General features: G+C 68.8%; 14 protein-coding genes. 5 read left to right on the top strand and 9 right to left on the bottom strand.

The genetic code is table 11. The features are described 5' to 3' along the window. Nucleotides 1-262 precede the first annotated feature (262 nt). The 4 genes from AB1I47_RS09690 (at nt 263) to AB1I47_RS09705 (ending at nt 4,450) form a co-directional block, all read left to right on the top strand. Entirely contained in the window at nt 263-1,039 is a 777-nt protein-coding gene (locus AB1I47_RS09690) for a GntR family transcriptional regulator (protein WP_354683529.1), read from the top strand. 63 nt (nt 1,040-1,102) lie between these two features. Further along, nucleotides 1,103-2,647, top strand: coding sequence for an acetolactate synthase large subunit (locus AB1I47_RS09695; protein WP_354683600.1), 1,545 nt, complete (start codon nt 1,103-1,105; stop codon nt 2,645-2,647). Nucleotides 2,648-2,881: 234 nt separating this feature from the next. After that, complete coding sequence (locus tag AB1I47_RS09700) at nt 2,882-3,274, top strand: Zn-ribbon domain-containing OB-fold protein (RefSeq protein WP_354683530.1); 393 nt, start codon at nt 2,882-2,884, stop codon at nt 3,272-3,274. Nucleotides 3,275-3,277: 3 nt separating this feature from the next. After that, nucleotides 3,278-4,450 (top strand): thiolase, encoded by a 1,173-nt coding sequence (locus tag AB1I47_RS09705; RefSeq protein WP_354683531.1) that lies wholly within the window; start codon nt 3,278-3,280, stop codon nt 4,448-4,450. An 84-nt stretch (nt 4,451-4,534) separates the two neighbouring features. Here the strand turns inward: AB1I47_RS09705 and AB1I47_RS09710 are convergent, their stop codons facing one another. From AB1I47_RS09710 to AB1I47_RS09750, 9 genes are all read right to left on the bottom strand, one after another. Then, a complete protein-coding gene (locus AB1I47_RS09710; protein WP_354683532.1) occupies nt 4,535-5,005 on the bottom strand; it encodes a VOC family protein in 471 nt (156 codons plus the stop codon). A 144-nt stretch (nt 5,006-5,149) separates the two neighbouring features. Continuing rightward, nucleotides 5,150-6,370 (bottom strand): cellulose synthase complex periplasmic endoglucanase BcsZ, encoded by a 1,221-nt coding sequence (bcsZ, locus tag AB1I47_RS09715; protein WP_354683533.1) that lies wholly within the window; start codon nt 6,368-6,370, stop codon nt 5,150-5,152. Nucleotides 6,371-6,559: 189 nt separating this feature from the next. Continuing rightward, nucleotides 6,560-7,222, bottom strand: coding sequence for a hypothetical protein (locus AB1I47_RS09720; protein ID WP_354683534.1), 663 nt, complete (start codon nt 7,220-7,222; stop codon nt 6,560-6,562). Between the two features lie 11 nt (nt 7,223-7,233). Beyond that, entirely contained in the window at nt 7,234-8,223 is a 990-nt protein-coding gene (gene surE / locus AB1I47_RS09725) for a 5'/3'-nucleotidase SurE (protein ID WP_354683535.1), read from the bottom strand. Between the two features lie 73 nt (nt 8,224-8,296). Further along, on the bottom strand, nt 8,297-9,322 hold the full coding sequence (gene dmpG, locus AB1I47_RS09730; protein ID WP_354683536.1) for a 4-hydroxy-2-oxovalerate aldolase: 1,026 nt from the start codon (nt 9,320-9,322) through the stop codon (nt 8,297-8,299). A 10-nt stretch (nt 9,323-9,332) separates the two neighbouring features. Continuing rightward, entirely contained in the window at nt 9,333-10,262 is a 930-nt protein-coding gene (locus AB1I47_RS09735; RefSeq protein ID WP_354683537.1) for an acetaldehyde dehydrogenase (acetylating), read from the bottom strand. 44 nt (nt 10,263-10,306) lie between these two features. After that, nucleotides 10,307-11,089, bottom strand: coding sequence for a 2-oxopent-4-enoate hydratase (gene dmpE, locus AB1I47_RS09740; RefSeq protein WP_354683538.1), 783 nt, complete (start codon nt 11,087-11,089; stop codon nt 10,307-10,309). Nucleotides 11,090-11,180: 91 nt separating this feature from the next. Then, nucleotides 11,181-12,743, bottom strand: coding sequence for a DUF1302 domain-containing protein (locus tag AB1I47_RS09745; RefSeq protein ID WP_354683539.1), 1,563 nt, complete (start codon nt 12,741-12,743; stop codon nt 11,181-11,183). A 137-nt stretch (nt 12,744-12,880) separates the two neighbouring features. Then, nucleotides 12,881-13,669 carry an SDR family oxidoreductase gene (locus AB1I47_RS09750; RefSeq protein ID WP_354683540.1) on the bottom strand — a complete coding sequence of 263 codons (789 nt, stop codon included), beginning with the start codon at nt 13,667-13,669 and terminating at the stop codon, nt 12,881-12,883. Nucleotides 13,670-13,796: 127 nt separating this feature from the next. Here AB1I47_RS09750 and AB1I47_RS09755 point away from each other — a divergent pair, with 127 nt between their 5' ends. Beyond that, nucleotides 13,797-14,687, top strand: coding sequence for an alpha/beta fold hydrolase (locus AB1I47_RS09755; protein WP_354683541.1), 891 nt, complete (start codon nt 13,797-13,799; stop codon nt 14,685-14,687). The last annotated feature ends 21 nt before the right edge of the window (nt 14,688-14,708 follow it).

Here is a 14,708-nt window from a genome sequence, read left to right on the forward strand (position 1 = left end):
ATTCTGTCCGCTTGGTTGTGGGCGAGGAGGGCGCCGAAGTGGGGTTCCGGGCTACGGAAACGCGTGGTGCCGGAAAGGGAAAAACGGCAAAAAACGCCGGATTCATCGGCGCTTATCAAGCGGATGACGTGGCGGAAGAAGCGCATGTCGTCGCGTTAACCCTAGTGGTCTAGATTTGTAGACTTTTATAAAGTCAGGTGATCCATGCCGCCCGTGACGGGCGGCTTCGCACTTCTATCCGCCCCCACGACTCCAACGCCGAATGGCAGCCACCCCCTCCAGCGACCTGCTGTCGCGCAGCCGCCAGCCGGTCTACCTGCAGCTCGCCACCATCTTCCGCCGCCAGATCGAGAGCGGCGCCTGGCGCCAGGGCGAACGCATTCCCTCGCTCGACCAGCTCTGCCGGCAGTACGGCGTGGCGCGCATGACCATGCACCATGCCTTGTCGATGCTCGATGAAGAAGGGCTGGTCGAGCGGTCGCGCGGGCGCGGCACTTTCGTCAAGGCACCGTGCCGCGCGCGCCGCCAGGTGTCGCTGTCGACGAGCTGGGACGAGGCGGTGGCCGTGGGCGGGCAGCTCGATACCGAGGCCATGGTCGAGTCAGCCGGCAACGTGCCGCTGCCCGCCGACCTCGGCATGCCATGCAGCGCGGCGCGCGCAACCGACTACCACTTCCTGCGGCGCCTGCACCGGCTCGACGGCCGGCCCTTCGCGGTGGGCGAGGTCTATATCGAGGCGGGCCTGTTCGCGCGCGAACCCGAAGCGTTCCGCCAGGGCGCGTCGGTGCCGGTGCTGGACCGCTTCCCGGGCTTGTCGGTCAGCACCGCGCGCCAGCGGCTGTCGATCGTCGCCGCCGGCGCCGAGTCGGCCGGCGCGCTGGCGCTGGCCGTGGGCGCGCCGGTGGCCGAGCTGCGCCGCTATGCCTGCGTGCCGCGCGCCCGCGGCGAGCTGATCGTCTACTACGCCCGCATCGAATTCCCGACCGAATACGTCTGCCTGGATTTCGACCTGCTGGCACCGCGGCCGCGCCGCGCCTGAGTTCCTTTGCCCAATTCCCAAAGCCAACCCTAGCCAACCCGAGACATGGATAACGCCCCATCGATGAACGGCGCCGAGAGCCTGGTCAAGACCCTGCTCGCCAACGGCGTGGATACCTGCTTTGCCAACCCCGGCACCAGCGAGATGCACTTCGTCGCGGCGCTCGACCGCATCCCCGGCATGCGCTGCGTGCTGGGCCTGTTCGAAGGCGTGGTCACCGGCGCGGCCGATGGCTATGCGCGCATGGCGGATAAGCCCGCCGCCACGCTGCTGCATTGCGGCCCGGGCCTGGCCAACGGCCTTGCCAACCTGCACAACGCCCGCCGCGCGCAGACGCCGGTGGTCAATATCATCGGCGACCAGGCCACCTATCACCGGCCGCTGGATGCGCCGCTGACCGCGGATACCGAGGGCTGGGCCCGCCCGGTCTCGGTGTGGACGCGCACCGCCACGCGCGCGGCGTCGGTCGGTGCCGATGCCGCCGCGGCGGTGCAGGCCGCCTGCGCGGCACCGGGCGGCGTCGCCAGCCTGATCCTGCCGTCCGATGTGTGCTGGGACGCGGGCGGCGTGGTGGCGGATCCGCTGCCGCCGCTGCCGGTGCCCAGGGTTTCGCCCGACGCCGTACAGCAGGCCGCGCGCGTGCTGCGCGCGGGCCAGCCCACGCTGATCGTGCTGGCGGGCAGCGCGCTGCGCGAGGCGCCGCTGGCCGACGCGCACCGCATCGCCGCCGCCACCGGCGCGCGGCTGATCACGCCGATGTCCAATGCACGCGTGTCGCGCGGACGCGGACGCCTGGCGGTGGATCGCGTGCCGTACTCGGGCGATGTCGCGCGCGACAAGCTGGCCGGCATCCGCAACGTGATCCTGGTGGGCGCGCCGGCGCCGGTGACGTTCTTCGCCTACCCGGGCAAGTCGCCGCGCCCGTATCCGGAAGAGGCGGCCGTGCATGTGCTGGCACGCCCCGAGGAAGATCTCGCCGAGGCGCTGGCGCGGCTGGCCGATGAACTGGGCGCGCGCAACGCGCCGCTGCCCGCGACGGATGCATCCGTAATCACCGAGCCCGCGCGCGGCGCGGTCACCTCCGAGAACGTCGCGCGCACGCTGAGCGCGCTGCTGCCCGACCAGGCCATCGTGGTCGAAGAGAGCGTCAGCTTCGGCCGTGCGTTCTATCCCGGCACGGTCCACGCGGCGCCGCACGACTGGCTGCAACTGACCGGCGGCGCCATCGGCGACGGCCTGCCGCTGGCCGTGGGCGCGGCCGTGGCCGCACCCGGCCGGCGCGTGGTGTCGTTGCAGGCCGACGGCTCGGCGATGTACACGCTGCAGTCGCTGTGGACCATGGCGCGCGAACAGCTCGATGTGACCGTGGTGCTGCTGGCCAACCGCAAGTACGCGATCCTGCTGAGCGAGCTGGCGGGCGTGGGGGCGAATCCGGGCAAGACGGCAATGGATATGCTGGACCTCGGCAATCCTGATCTCGATTGGGTCAAGCTGGCCAATGGCATGGGGGTCGAGGGCGCCCGGGCGCAGGATATGGAGACGTTTGCCGACTTGTTCCGGATGGCCAATGGGCGCAAGGGGCCGTTTTTGATTGAGTTGGTGATTTGAGGGCCTGCGAGCCGGAGTGAGGCGACGACGCCTCGTCGACCACCGGCCGGTCCCCTCTCCCGCCTGCGGGAGAGGGGAGAAAACAGCGGGTGCTCGAAAACGCTGCGCATCCCCTTTCCGCATTCAAAAATCCACCCTTCCGCAGAAGCGAATTGCTGCGACGCACAGACTGCGTCAAGCTCATGCTGTGCCATGGCAAGCCATGGCGGCACCATTCAAAGTGAAGGAGACACCATGCCCCACCAGCAAGCGGCGGCGGGTCCGGACAAGGTCTATGCGGAAATGCTCGCCGAGGGCCAGTTCCGCATCCAGCATTGCCAGGACTGCCAGCGCCATGTATTTTTCCCGCGCAATATCTGCCCGCACTGCGGCGGCGACACGCTTGCCTGGGTCGCGCCCAAGGGCACCGGCACGGTCTATTCCACCAGCGTGATCCGCCGCAAGCCGGACGCCGGCGGCGACTACAACGTCGTGCTGGTCGACCTGGATGAAGGCGTGCGCATGATGAGCCGCGTGGAAGGCATTGCGCCCGCCAGCGTGCGCATCGGTATGCGCGTGAAGGCACGCGTGGCGCAGGACCAGGAAGGCGAGGCCGCTCTCGTCGTGTTCGATCCGGTGGAGGGCTGAGGCATGAGTCTGACTAATTTGCGCGGCAGCGTCGCCATCGTCGGTGTCGGCCAGGCGGGCCTGGGCGAAGCCCACGGCAAGACCGAAATGGAAATCCTGGTGGAGGCCGCCAAGGCCGCGGTCAAGGATGCGGGCATGTCGATGCGCGACATCGACGGCATCGCCACCGCCAGTGTCGGCGCCACCATGTGGGTGATGCCGGTGGCCGAGTACCTCGGCATCAAGCCCAGGTTTGTCGACAGCACCATGATCGGCGGTTCCAGCTTCGTCTCGCACATGCTGCCCGCGATGATGGCGCTGGAGTCCGGCCAGTGCGACGCCGTGCTGGTCTGCTATGGCAGCAACCAGCGCACCTCGACGGTCGGCCGCGCCGGCATCTCGAAGGTGCGCGCGGTGCTCGATCCGCAGCCGTACGAGCATCCGTACAATCCGCTGTCGCCGATCACCTCGTACGCACTCGCCGCGGCGCGCCATATGCACCAGTACGGCACCACGCGCGAACATCTGGCCGAAGTCGCCGTGGCCGCGCGCAAGTGGGCGCAGCTGAACCCCGAAGCGATGATGCGCGACCCGCTCAGCATCGACGACGTGCTGGGCGCCCGCATGGTGTCCGACCCGCTGTCCGTGCGCGACTGCTGCCTGGTCACCGACGGCGCCGGCGCCTATGTGATGGTGCGCGCCGATCGCGCCAAGGACCTGGCGAAGCCGCCGGTGTATGTGCTGGGCAACGCCACCGCCACGTGGCACCGCCAGATTTCCTGCATGCCCGACCTGACCGTCACCGCCGCCAGGGAGTCCGGCGAGCGCGCCTTCGCCATGGCTGGCCTGAAGCCGTCTGATGTGGATGTGGCCGAGCTCTACGATGCCTTCACCATCAACACGCTGCTGTTCCTGGAAGACCTGGGCTTCTGCGCCAAGGGCGAGGGCGGCCACTTCGTCAGCGGCGGCGGCATCGCGCCGGGCGGGCGCCTGCCGGTGAATACCAACGGCGGCGGGCTGTCCTGCGTGCATCCTGGCATGTACGGCATGTTCATCACCATCGAGGCGGTGCGCCAGTTGCGCGGCGAATGCGGCGAACGCCAGGTCAAGGATGCCGAGGTGGCGGTCGTGCATGGCAACGGCGGCACGCTGTCGAGCCAGGCGACTGCGATCCTGGGTACCGCGGCCACGCTGTAACCACAGGGCTGCAAAAACAACGCGGCGGCGGGGACCATCCCCGCCGCCGCGTTGTTTTATCCCGCGCGGGATGCGTGCAGACCGCTAACCTGCGTACGCGCGCTGCAGCCCGTCAATATCCAGCTTGACCATATTCATCATCGCCTGCATCACCCGCGCGGACCTGACCGGGTCCGGGTCCTGCAGCAGCTCGCCCAGCACCACGGGCACCACCTGCCACGACACGCCGAAGCGATCCTGCAGCCAGCCGCATTGCTGGATGGTGCCGCCGGCGCTGAGCTTGTCCCAGTAATCGTCCACTTCCTCCTGCGTCGCGCACTTGATAAAGAACGAGATCGCCGGCGTGAAGGCGAAATGCGGCCCGCCGTTGATCGCCATGAATTCCTGGCCTTCCAGCTCGAACGACACGCTCATCACCGAGCCCTTGGCGCCGGGCCCGGCGTCGCCGTAGCGCATCACCGTGCCGGGGCGCGAATGGCGGAAGATGCCGGTGTAGAACTCCATGGCCTCTTCGGCCTGGTCGTTGAACCACAGGAACGGGCTGATCTTTTGCATGGTGACTCCTGGACGGTGGCGCGGAGCTATCTAGGATAGGTCGATTCGCCCCCGCTGCAAGCCGGGCCGCGGCATCGCGGCGTGACCGCCGCCGCACTCGCCGGCTGTCGTCTGTGGTGCCTGTGCATCCGGATCGCGTCGGGGTCAGCGTGCGGGGCATCCCGCCTTCCATGCGGGAAGCAGCGCGCCGTCCCGAGCGAAGCGGAACTGGCCGTCGAGGTAGCCCAGCCCGAACAGCGTCAGCACCTGTGTGTAGTAGCCCGGCTGGCCATTGGGCTCGCGCTGCGCCAGTTCGCGTGTGCGCCATACCTGCGCGTTGGCGAGACTGGTGCGGCCAAGCGCGGCCAGGTAGGGCGCGACCGCGGCGGAGAAGCCGCCGTTGCCGGCATTGGGTCCTGGCTGGCCGGTCTGCGTATCGACACGCTCGGGCGGATAGCCCCGCGCCGCGACGAAATCGGCCAGCGGCGTGAAGGTGCGCAACAGCGCTGCGCGCCTGGGCTCGTCGCGGTCAAGCATGCCGGCCCACAGGTAGACGCGGATCGCGTTGTACGCGCTCTCGGCACGTGTTGGCGCATCAGGCAGGAAGCCGCGGCCGGTCTCGTACTCGACCCAGTCCGGCGAGAACCCGCGTGGCGCCGTCTCCAGCATCAGCCGTGCGGAGGTCTCCACCAGCTGTTGCCACGCCGGTTCATCGGGCATCAACGCGGCCAGACGCCGCATGACCTGCAGCGGCACGTAGCCGGGGTTGAGGCGCCAGCGCTGCGCGGCCAGCCTGAAGCCCTGCGGCGCGGGCAGCACGGTGCGGCCGAGCCCGGGCAGCACAGCCGTTTCCTCGCGCAGGATGCGCCGCGCAAGCTGCGTGCCGAGCGTGGTGAAGCGCGGCTCGTGCCAGAGACGGCCGGCTTCGAGCAGGGTGTAGGCGATCCACAGGTCGGCATCCGCGGCTGGTTTGGCATCGATCACGCCCCAGCCATCGCTGCCGGGCTTGCCGGCCTGTGCCGCCTGCGCGGTCTGCTCCGCCGTCAGCTTGCCCCAGATCCACGCCGGCAGATGGCCGCCCAGGTTGCCCTGTGCCAGGTGGCTCTCGGTCCAGGCGAGCAGCATGTCGAAGGTGGCGCGATCGTTGGCCGCGAGCGCGAAGAACAGGGCGTAGGCCTGGCCTTCGGAGACCGTGATCTGCTTTTCTGCGTGGCGGTCGATCACGCGGCCGTCGGCGCTGAGCAGGTCTTGCTTGAAGGCGTCCCAATCGGGCCACTTGCAGGTGCCGGCGCTGGCCGGGGCCGGCGCAGCGGCCACCGCCAGCGCCGCGCCGGCCAGCGCAGCCGCCGCCAGCCATCGGGTCAGGCCCGTCAGCGTGTGCCGCATGTCAGCTCTGCCAATCGATGTGAAATTCGAACCAGTGTAGACGTAAAAGCGACGTAAAAGCACCCGAGGCTCGATTGGAAAAGCGCAAACGCCGCCCCCTTGCGGGAGGCGGCATTTTGTTGTCAGGTGGCCAGGCGCCTGAAGGTTCGATGCGCGGCGTCGCCTATCCCTTGCGCCGCGGCATCTGCCTCACCCGCAGCTCCCGTCCGCCACACAGACGCCGTGCACCACCATCTCGCCCATGAAGTCCATGGATGCCTGGTCCGCGATCGCTTCGCGCAGCGCTTCCAGCGCGGCATCGTGGGCATCGCTGGCATCGCCGGCCGCCAGCGGGGTGTCATGCCAGCGCCGCGGTACGGCGGCGGGGTCGATATCGACGCCCGCACCCGTGGCCAGCGTTGCCAGCACCGCGGCTTCCGCCGCGGCCATGGCGGCGGCGGACAGGTCCCTGGCGGTCCCCTGGCCGAAACTGTCGAATACCTGGCCCGGCGGCCCGCCCAGCAGCTTCCACAGCGCCAGCTCGGTCAGCGGCGAGCAGTTCACGATGCGCCCGCCCAGCACAAGCCCATGCAGCCGCTGGCGGTTCGGTTCGCCGTGCGCGAGACCGCCCTCGCAGCGGACCATCAGCGCGCCGCCTGGTACCCCGGCAAGGCGGAATGCGCCTTTGGCATCGGCCGTTGGCTGCCGCATTTGGCCCTGCGTGTCGCGCAACTGCACGGTGGCGCCTGCCAGCGCGGCGCCGACTGCCGCGGTGCCGCTCACTTCCTGTGCGTGGTCATCCCCGCATGCCGCGACTGCTGCGGCCCCGCATGCGAGCACGAGGTGGCGCCAGGTTCGAAGGTGCTTGCCCATGGTATCGGTGCTCAAGGGGCCAGCGTGGCCAGCTCGCGGCGCGAGCGGTTGAACAGGCCGCGCGCCAGCGGCGTCGGGCGGAAATCGACCTCAAGCGGCGAGATCGTGATGAACCTGGCCAGGAACGCGGGGGTCTCGGCAATGCGCGCCAGCGCTGCCTGTTCGGTCTCCGGCGCGCCCACGTCGATCGATACCGTGCTGTCGGCATTGCGCTTGTAAGCCGTGGTAAAGGAGTCCACGGTGCCAGGGGTGGTCAGGCGCACCCCGGCCGGGGTGCCGCCGCCACCGACGGGGTAGTTGATGCTCAGCGGATGGGCCACCGGCAGCAGCGGCTGGCCGGCGGGGCGCGTGGCTTCCAGGCTGGCGATCACGCGGGTGAGGAAGGCCCCGGCCTTGGGGAACGCTGCCAGCGTGCTGGCAAAGCCGGTGCGTGCTTCGGCAAAGTCCACACCGACGCTCAGCGCGATGCCGGGTACGCCGCGGCGCGCGGCGAACAGCACGTTCATCACCGTGCCGGAGTGCGGGATCGAATCCGACAGGTTCTCGCCGAAATTGGCTCCGGAGACAACCAGGTCCGGCGTGAAGCCGCTTTCGGGTCCGACGATCTTCAGGCCCACGGCGGTGGCATCGACCGGCGAGCCGCTGCCGAGGTAGTCCGGGTTGGTGGCGTTGAGCGCGCTGCCCGTGGCAAAGGTGGTCTTGACCCGGTGCACGCAGAACGTGTCGGCGTTGCCGGCGAGCGGCTCGACCACCAGCCGGGTGCGGCCATCGGGCACGGCATAGGCAGCGCCCGATCCGCTCTGGTTGGTGGCCGGGCCGACCGTGATCACACGATGTCCTGCGTCCTGCAGCGCCTTGCGGACCGCGGTGATGCCCGGCGCGGCGCAGCCGTCGTCATTGGTCAGCAGGATACTGAGCGCATGGGCAGGGCTGGCCGCCGCCAGTGCCGTGGCAGCGATGGCCAGGCTGGCGAGCCGCGGACGGGCACGAAATCTGAGCATGGGAACCTGTCTCCTTTCTTTTTTACGTGATGAAAGCTGTGGAAAGCCATGGTGGAAGCGGCGGCGGCCGTGCTTACGGCACCGGCAGGCCCCGTTCGCGCGCCAGCGTGATCGCCGTATCCTCGATCATGTCCTCCTGCCCGCCCACCAGCCGCTGCCGGCCGAGCTCGACCAGGATCTCGCGCGCGGGAATGCGGTACTTGGCCTCGGCGCGCTTGGCGAACAGCAGGAACGACGAATACACGCCGGCATAGCCAAGCGTCAGCGCGTCGCGGTCGATGCGGATAGGCTGGTCCATGATCGGCACCACCAGGTCCTCGGCCACGTCGGCGATGCGGAATACGTCCACGCCGGTCTCGATGCCCATGCGCTCGCACACGGCCACCAGCACTTCCATCGGCGTATTGCCGGCACCGGCGCCCAGTCCCGCGGCGGCGGCATCGATGCGGCTGGCGCCGCAGGCGATCGCGGCGAGCGAATTGGCCACGCCCATGGCGAGGTTATGGTGCCCATGGAAGCCCAGTTCAGTCTCCGGGCGCAGCGCCTGCCGCACCGCGGTCAGCTTCGCGGTGACATCGTGCGGCAGCATGTGGCCGGCGGAGTCGGTGATGTACAGGCAGTTGGCACCATAGCTTTCCATCAGCAGCGCCTGTTCCACCAGCGTCTGCACCGGCGCCATGTGCGCCATCATCAGGAAGCCCACGGTATCCATGCCGAGCTTGCGCGCCATGCCGATATGCTGTTCCGAGACATCGGCCTCGGTGCAGTGCGTGGCCACGCGGATGGTATGCACGCCGATGTCATGCGCCATGCGCAGGTGATCGACGGTGCCGATGCCGGGCAGCAGCAGCGCGGAGACGCGCGCCTGCTTCAGTTCGCCCAGCACCGCGCGCAGGTATTCCTCGTCGCTGTGCGCGGGAAAGCCATAGTTGACCGAGGCGCCGCCGAGGCCGTCGCCGTGCGTGACTTCGATCAGCGGCACGCCGGCGGCGTCCAGTCCGCGGGCGATGCCCTTCATCTGTTCCAGCGAGATCTGGTGGCGCTTCGGGTGCATGCCGTCGCGCAGGGTCATGTCGTGCAGGGTGATGCGTTGGACCATGGCGGGCTCCTCAGGCGGTGGCGCTGGTGTTGGCGGTGTTGGCGGCCGGGTGGCCGCTGCCGGCGCGCATGGCCGCGGCGATGCACTCGGCGGTGCGGGCAGCGGCGGCGGTCATGATGTCCAGGTTGCCGGCATACTTCGGCAGGTAGTCGCCCAGGCCCTCCACCTCCAGGAAGATCGAGACGCGCTTGCCGTCGAACACCGGCCCGTTCTTGAGCGTGTAGCCGGGCACGTACTTGCGCACCTCGGCGATCATGTCGTGCACCGACGCGGTGATCGCGGCAACGTCGGGCGCATCCTCGGTCAGGCAATGGATGGTGTCGCGCATGATCAGCGGCGGCTCGGCGGGGTTGATCACGATGATGGCCTTGCCCTGGCGCGCGCCGCCCACGGCCTCGATCGCGCCCGCGGTGGTGCGGGTGAACTCGTCGATATTGCGGCGCGTGCCGGGCCCCACCGAGCGCGACGACACTGTCGCCACGATCTCGCCATAGGCCACCGGCTGCACGCGCGACACGGCATACACCATGGGGATGGTGGCCTGCCCGCCGCACGTGACCATGTTGACGTTCCTCTCGTTGCTGCCGATGTGGGCCTCCAGGTTGACCGGCGGCACGCAGAACGGCCCGATCGCCGCGGGCGTGAGGTCGATCACGCGCACGCCGCGCGCGGTCAGCCTGGCGGAGTGCTCGGCATGGACGTAGGCAGAGGTGGCATCGAAGGCGATGCGGATATCGTCGGCTTCCAGGTGCGGCAGCAGGCCGTCGATGCCGTCGCTGGTGGTCTTCAGCCCCAGCTCGCGCGCACGCGCCAGCCCTTCTGAGGACGGCTCCACGCCGACCATCCAGACCGGTTCCAGGATGTCGCTGCGGCGCAGCTTGTAGAGCAGGTCGGTGCCGATATTGCCGGGCCCGATCAGGGCACATCGGATCTTGTTCATGGTGTCTCGCGTGGCAAGGTCAGGGAGTCAGGAAAGTCGTGAAGTCAGCAGAACACGGCGCTGCAGCCGCCGATGCCGGTGATGTGCATGGACAGCCGGTCGCCGGCCTGCACGGGAATCAGCGCCGCCAGCGAACCCGACAGGATGGTCTCGCCGGCCAGCAGGGGGATGCCGAAGCTGCCCAGCGTGTTGGCCAGCCATGCCACCGCATCGGCGGGATGCCCCAGCGCGGCGCTGCCCAGGCCCGTGGCCACGCATGCGCCGTTCTTCTCGAGCGTCATCGCGCACGCGCCCAGGTCCAGCGCGTGCGGGCTGACGCGTTCGTGGCCAAGCACATAGACGCCGCACGAGGCGTTGTCGGCCACGGTGTCCTCGATGCGGATGCGCCAGTCCCGGATACGCGAATCCACGATCTCGAAGCACGCCGCCACCGCTTCGGTGGCGTCGAGCACATCGTCGCGGGTCACGTTCGGGCCGCGCAGGTCGCGCCGCAGGAAGAAGGCAATCTCGCCCTCGGCGCGCGGCTGGATCAGCGACGCCGCGGGAATGGGTTGCCCGGCGGCGTATTGCATGCTCTGCAGCAGGATGCCGAAGTCCGGCTGGTGCACGTCCAGCATCTGCTGCACGGCTTGGCTGGTCACGCCGATCTTCTTGCCCGTGACGCGGTCGCCTGCGGCCAGCCGGTGGGCAATGAAGCCTTGCTGGATGCGGTAGGCAGCGCGGACATCGAGTCCCAGTCCGCGGCCGCTGAGCGGCGGCACCGGCGTGCGCGTGACAAGCGCATGGTGAAGTTCGTTGCTGAGCGTGGTGAGCAGGTCGGCGTTCATGGCAGGGGAAGGTCGGGCCGCATTGCCGCGGCGGCAGCGCGCCGCGGCAGAGCGGTTCGGACGAAGGTCAGGACGAAGGTCAGGACGAAGGTCAGAACGAGTATTTCGCGTTAAAGGCCACGTAGTCGCGGTCAGCCAGCGGACGGTTGGTGATGTTCGCCCCGCCGATAAACGCGGCATAGGTCAGGTTGAGCTCCAGGTTGTTCAGGTACTTGAAGGTCAGCCCCACGCTGGCGCGCTTGTCGCCATAGCCCATCAGCGTGCCGAAGGCGCCGGCCACCGCCGACTGGCCGCTGAATTGCTGCGCGTAGGTGAGCGGCACCGTCAGGTCCCAGCCATCGAACACATTGTTGTAGGTCAGCGACCAGCCCACCTGGAACGCCGCCGAGTTGCGGGTGTTCGCCAGCTTGCTGAAGCCCATTACCGGGTCGACGTCCAGGACGTGCAGGTAGGCGACTTCGCCCAGCAGCGACTGCGAGTCGGCCAGGAAGGTCGGGCCCAGCGAATAGATGGCGGAGAGCTGGCCCTGCAGCGCCTTGCCGCGCGTCGCGGTGGGCGCGCCGGCCACGTCCACCAGCATCGGCACGCCGTCCTTGTAGCTGACTTCACCGGCGACGTTGGCGCCCAGCACCTGCGTGGAGAAGCTGGCACCGGTCAGGTTGATGCCGCCGAAGTACTTCTGCTGGTACTGCAGCGTGGGGAAGAGCGAAGTGACCACGCTCGGGTTCTTGTCGTGGTAGCGCAGCTGGTAGAGCCCGATCTCGGTGCCTTCGAACACGCGCCAACGCGCGCCAACGCCCCACTGCCCCCAGTTGGACGGGCGGATATCGGGGCCGCGCGGGATATTGAACCCCGGCCCGATGATGAACTCCGCACCGGGGCCCACCACGTCGGTGGTGCTGAAATAGCTGCCCGGGGCGAACAGCTGGTTCGGCTTGTAGGTGAACTGGTAATAGCCCATCACGCTGAAGGCCGGCGTGACCTGCAGCTGCAGCGACGCCTGCGGCACCGGCAGCAGGATGTCCTTGACCTCGGCGCCCGGCACAAAGGCCTTGGTCGCATCGGCAGGGCCTTGCGCGCCGGCGATGTTGGCGAAGTAAAGGCTCTCGCCCCAGGCGACCACCTGGTTGCCCAGCTTGAAGCTCAGCTGCGTGCCGCCGATCGGGGTCGTGCCATAGACATAGGCATCGAGCAGTTGCGCGCGGTGCTCGTGATAGTCGCGCGCGGAACCGGTGAACTGGTTGAACGGGCCGCTGTGGTTGACCGTGAACGGCGCATTGTTGGCATTGGTACCGCTGTAGGCCCAGTCATAGAACACGCTGCCGCGCACCAGCGCGCCGAAGGCATCGTGCCTCAGATGCGCTTCGCCCAGCAGCGAGACACGGTTGGCGATCATGTCGCCGCGCCTGAAGTTGCGGTCGCCGTCGTCGCCGTTGATATTGGCCGGGCTCAGCAGCGTGTTGCTCTGGCGGCCGGTGCGTACCGCCGCCCCGTAGGAGGCCGTGACGCTGTAGTCGAGCGTAGTGTCGCGGCCAAGGTCGATGGTGTCGCCGGCCCGGGCGGGCGGCGCGAGCAGCGCGGCCAGTGCCGCCGCGGCAGCAATTGGCCGCAGCCGGTTGCGGCGCTGCAGTGGGCCGAGTCGTGGATGGTGCATGGTGGTCTCCCCGTGGTGTCGGTGTTGGTTCATTGCCTGGCACTTCGATTGGCGCTCGCCTGGTCGCAAGCGTAGAGAGGGGCAGCCATGCACAAATCGGCAGAACGGACTAGGCGCTTTCCCTACGGGGCAGCGCTTCAGCCGAGATTGACCGAGGCCGCCTCGAGGAAGGCCGGGCGCTCGCCGCCGCCATCGATCACGAGATTGGCGCCCGACACGTACGACGCCTGCGGCGATGCCAGGAACAGGCACGCGCCGGCGATGTCGTCTGGGTGCGCGAGCCGGCCCAGCGGCACCGTCGCCGCCATGCTGCGCAGCGCCGCGGGATCGCCGTAATGCTGCTGCTGCGAGGTTTCGGTCAGCACCATGCCCGGGCTGACCGCGGCAACGCGCACCCTGGGTGCCCATTCCACCGCGAGCGTGCGCACTGCATTGAGGATGCCGGCCTTCGCGGCACCGTAGGCCGCCGTGCCGGGCGAAGGGCGCAGCGCGCTGACGCTGCCCACGAACAGCTGGGTGCCGCCGCCCGGCTGCTGCTGCATGCGCGCGTTGGCGCGCTGCGCGAGCTGCAGGGGGGCGACGAGGTTGAGCCGGATCACCGATTCCAGCAGCCGCGGCGAAGCTTGCGCAACCAGCGCGAACGGAGAGCCGCCGGCGTTGTGGACCACCACGTCGAGGGTGGAAGTGGCCTGCGCGATCTGCGCAAGCATGGCATCGACCTGTTCGATGTCGCGGATGTCCGCGGGAAGGAAGCGGGCGCTGCGGCCGTCCGCGGCCGGCAGTTCGCTGTCGTCAGCGGGCGCGGTGCGTCCGCACACGAACACCTGCGCGCCGGCGCGCAGGAAGGCTTCGCTGATGGCGCGGCCGATGCCGCGCATGCCGCCGGTCACCAGCACGGTCTGGCCGGTGTAGTCGAATCCTGTCATGAGCTTTCCCTGGATGCATGGAGCGCCCATCGTAGGAGAAGTGGCCGTCCGGCTCGTAGTCCGAATGAACGATGCCCGGCGCCGCGGCGCTGCGCAATATGCTGGGCAAACCACCGGAGACGCCCTCATGTCCGCTACCCCGCAGCACACGCCCTCCACGACTGCCGCGCCTGCCTCGCTGCACCCGAACCTCCCGGTCGGGCGCTTCGTCACCACGTCCACCGGCCTGCGCCTGCATTGCCTGGACACCGGCAGCGGCGAGCCGGTGGTCTTTATCCACGGCAGCGGGCCGGGCGCGAGCGGGCACAGCAACTTCCGCCACAACGTGCCGGCATTTGCCGCGGCGGGCTTCCGTACCGTGGTGGTAGACCTGCCCGGGTACGGGCTGTCGTCCAAGCCGGACGATGTCGAATACACGCTGGACTTCTTCGTCGCCGCGCTGCGCGAGCAGTTGCTGGCGCTTGAACTGCCGCGCTGCGTGCTGGTAGGCAATTCGCTTGGCGGCGCCATCGCGCTGCAATACGCGCTGGACTTCCCCGAGCATGTCAGCCGGCTGGTGATGATGGCCCCCGGCGGCGTGGAAGAGCGCGAGACCTATTTCCAGATGGCGGGCATCCAGCGCATGGTGTCGCTGTTTACCGGCGGGCAGATGAACCCGGACACCATGCGGCAGTTGCTGCAATGGCTGGTGCACGACGCCAGCCTGGTCACCGACGCACTCGTCGACGAGCGCATGGCGGTGTGCCGCGCGCAGCCGCGCGAGGTGCTGGCCACCATGAAGGTGCCCAACCTGACCGGGCGGCTGCACGAGATCCGTTGCCCGGTGCTGGGCTTCTGGGGCACCGGCGACCAGTTCAATCCCGCGTCCGGCGCCGCCAGGTTCCTGAGCGGCTGCGCCGACGCGCGCTTTGTCATGATCAACCGCTGCGGCCACTGGGTGATGGTTGAGCACGCGGCCTATTTCAACCGCGAATGTCTCGGCTTCCTGGCGGATACCGCCGGGGACGGCGCGGCATAATCGGCGCCCGGGCCTGCACCA

This window comes from Cupriavidus necator (assembly GCF_040578825.1).
GTDB lineage: Bacteria > Pseudomonadota > Gammaproteobacteria > Burkholderiales > Burkholderiaceae > Cupriavidus > Cupriavidus necator_E.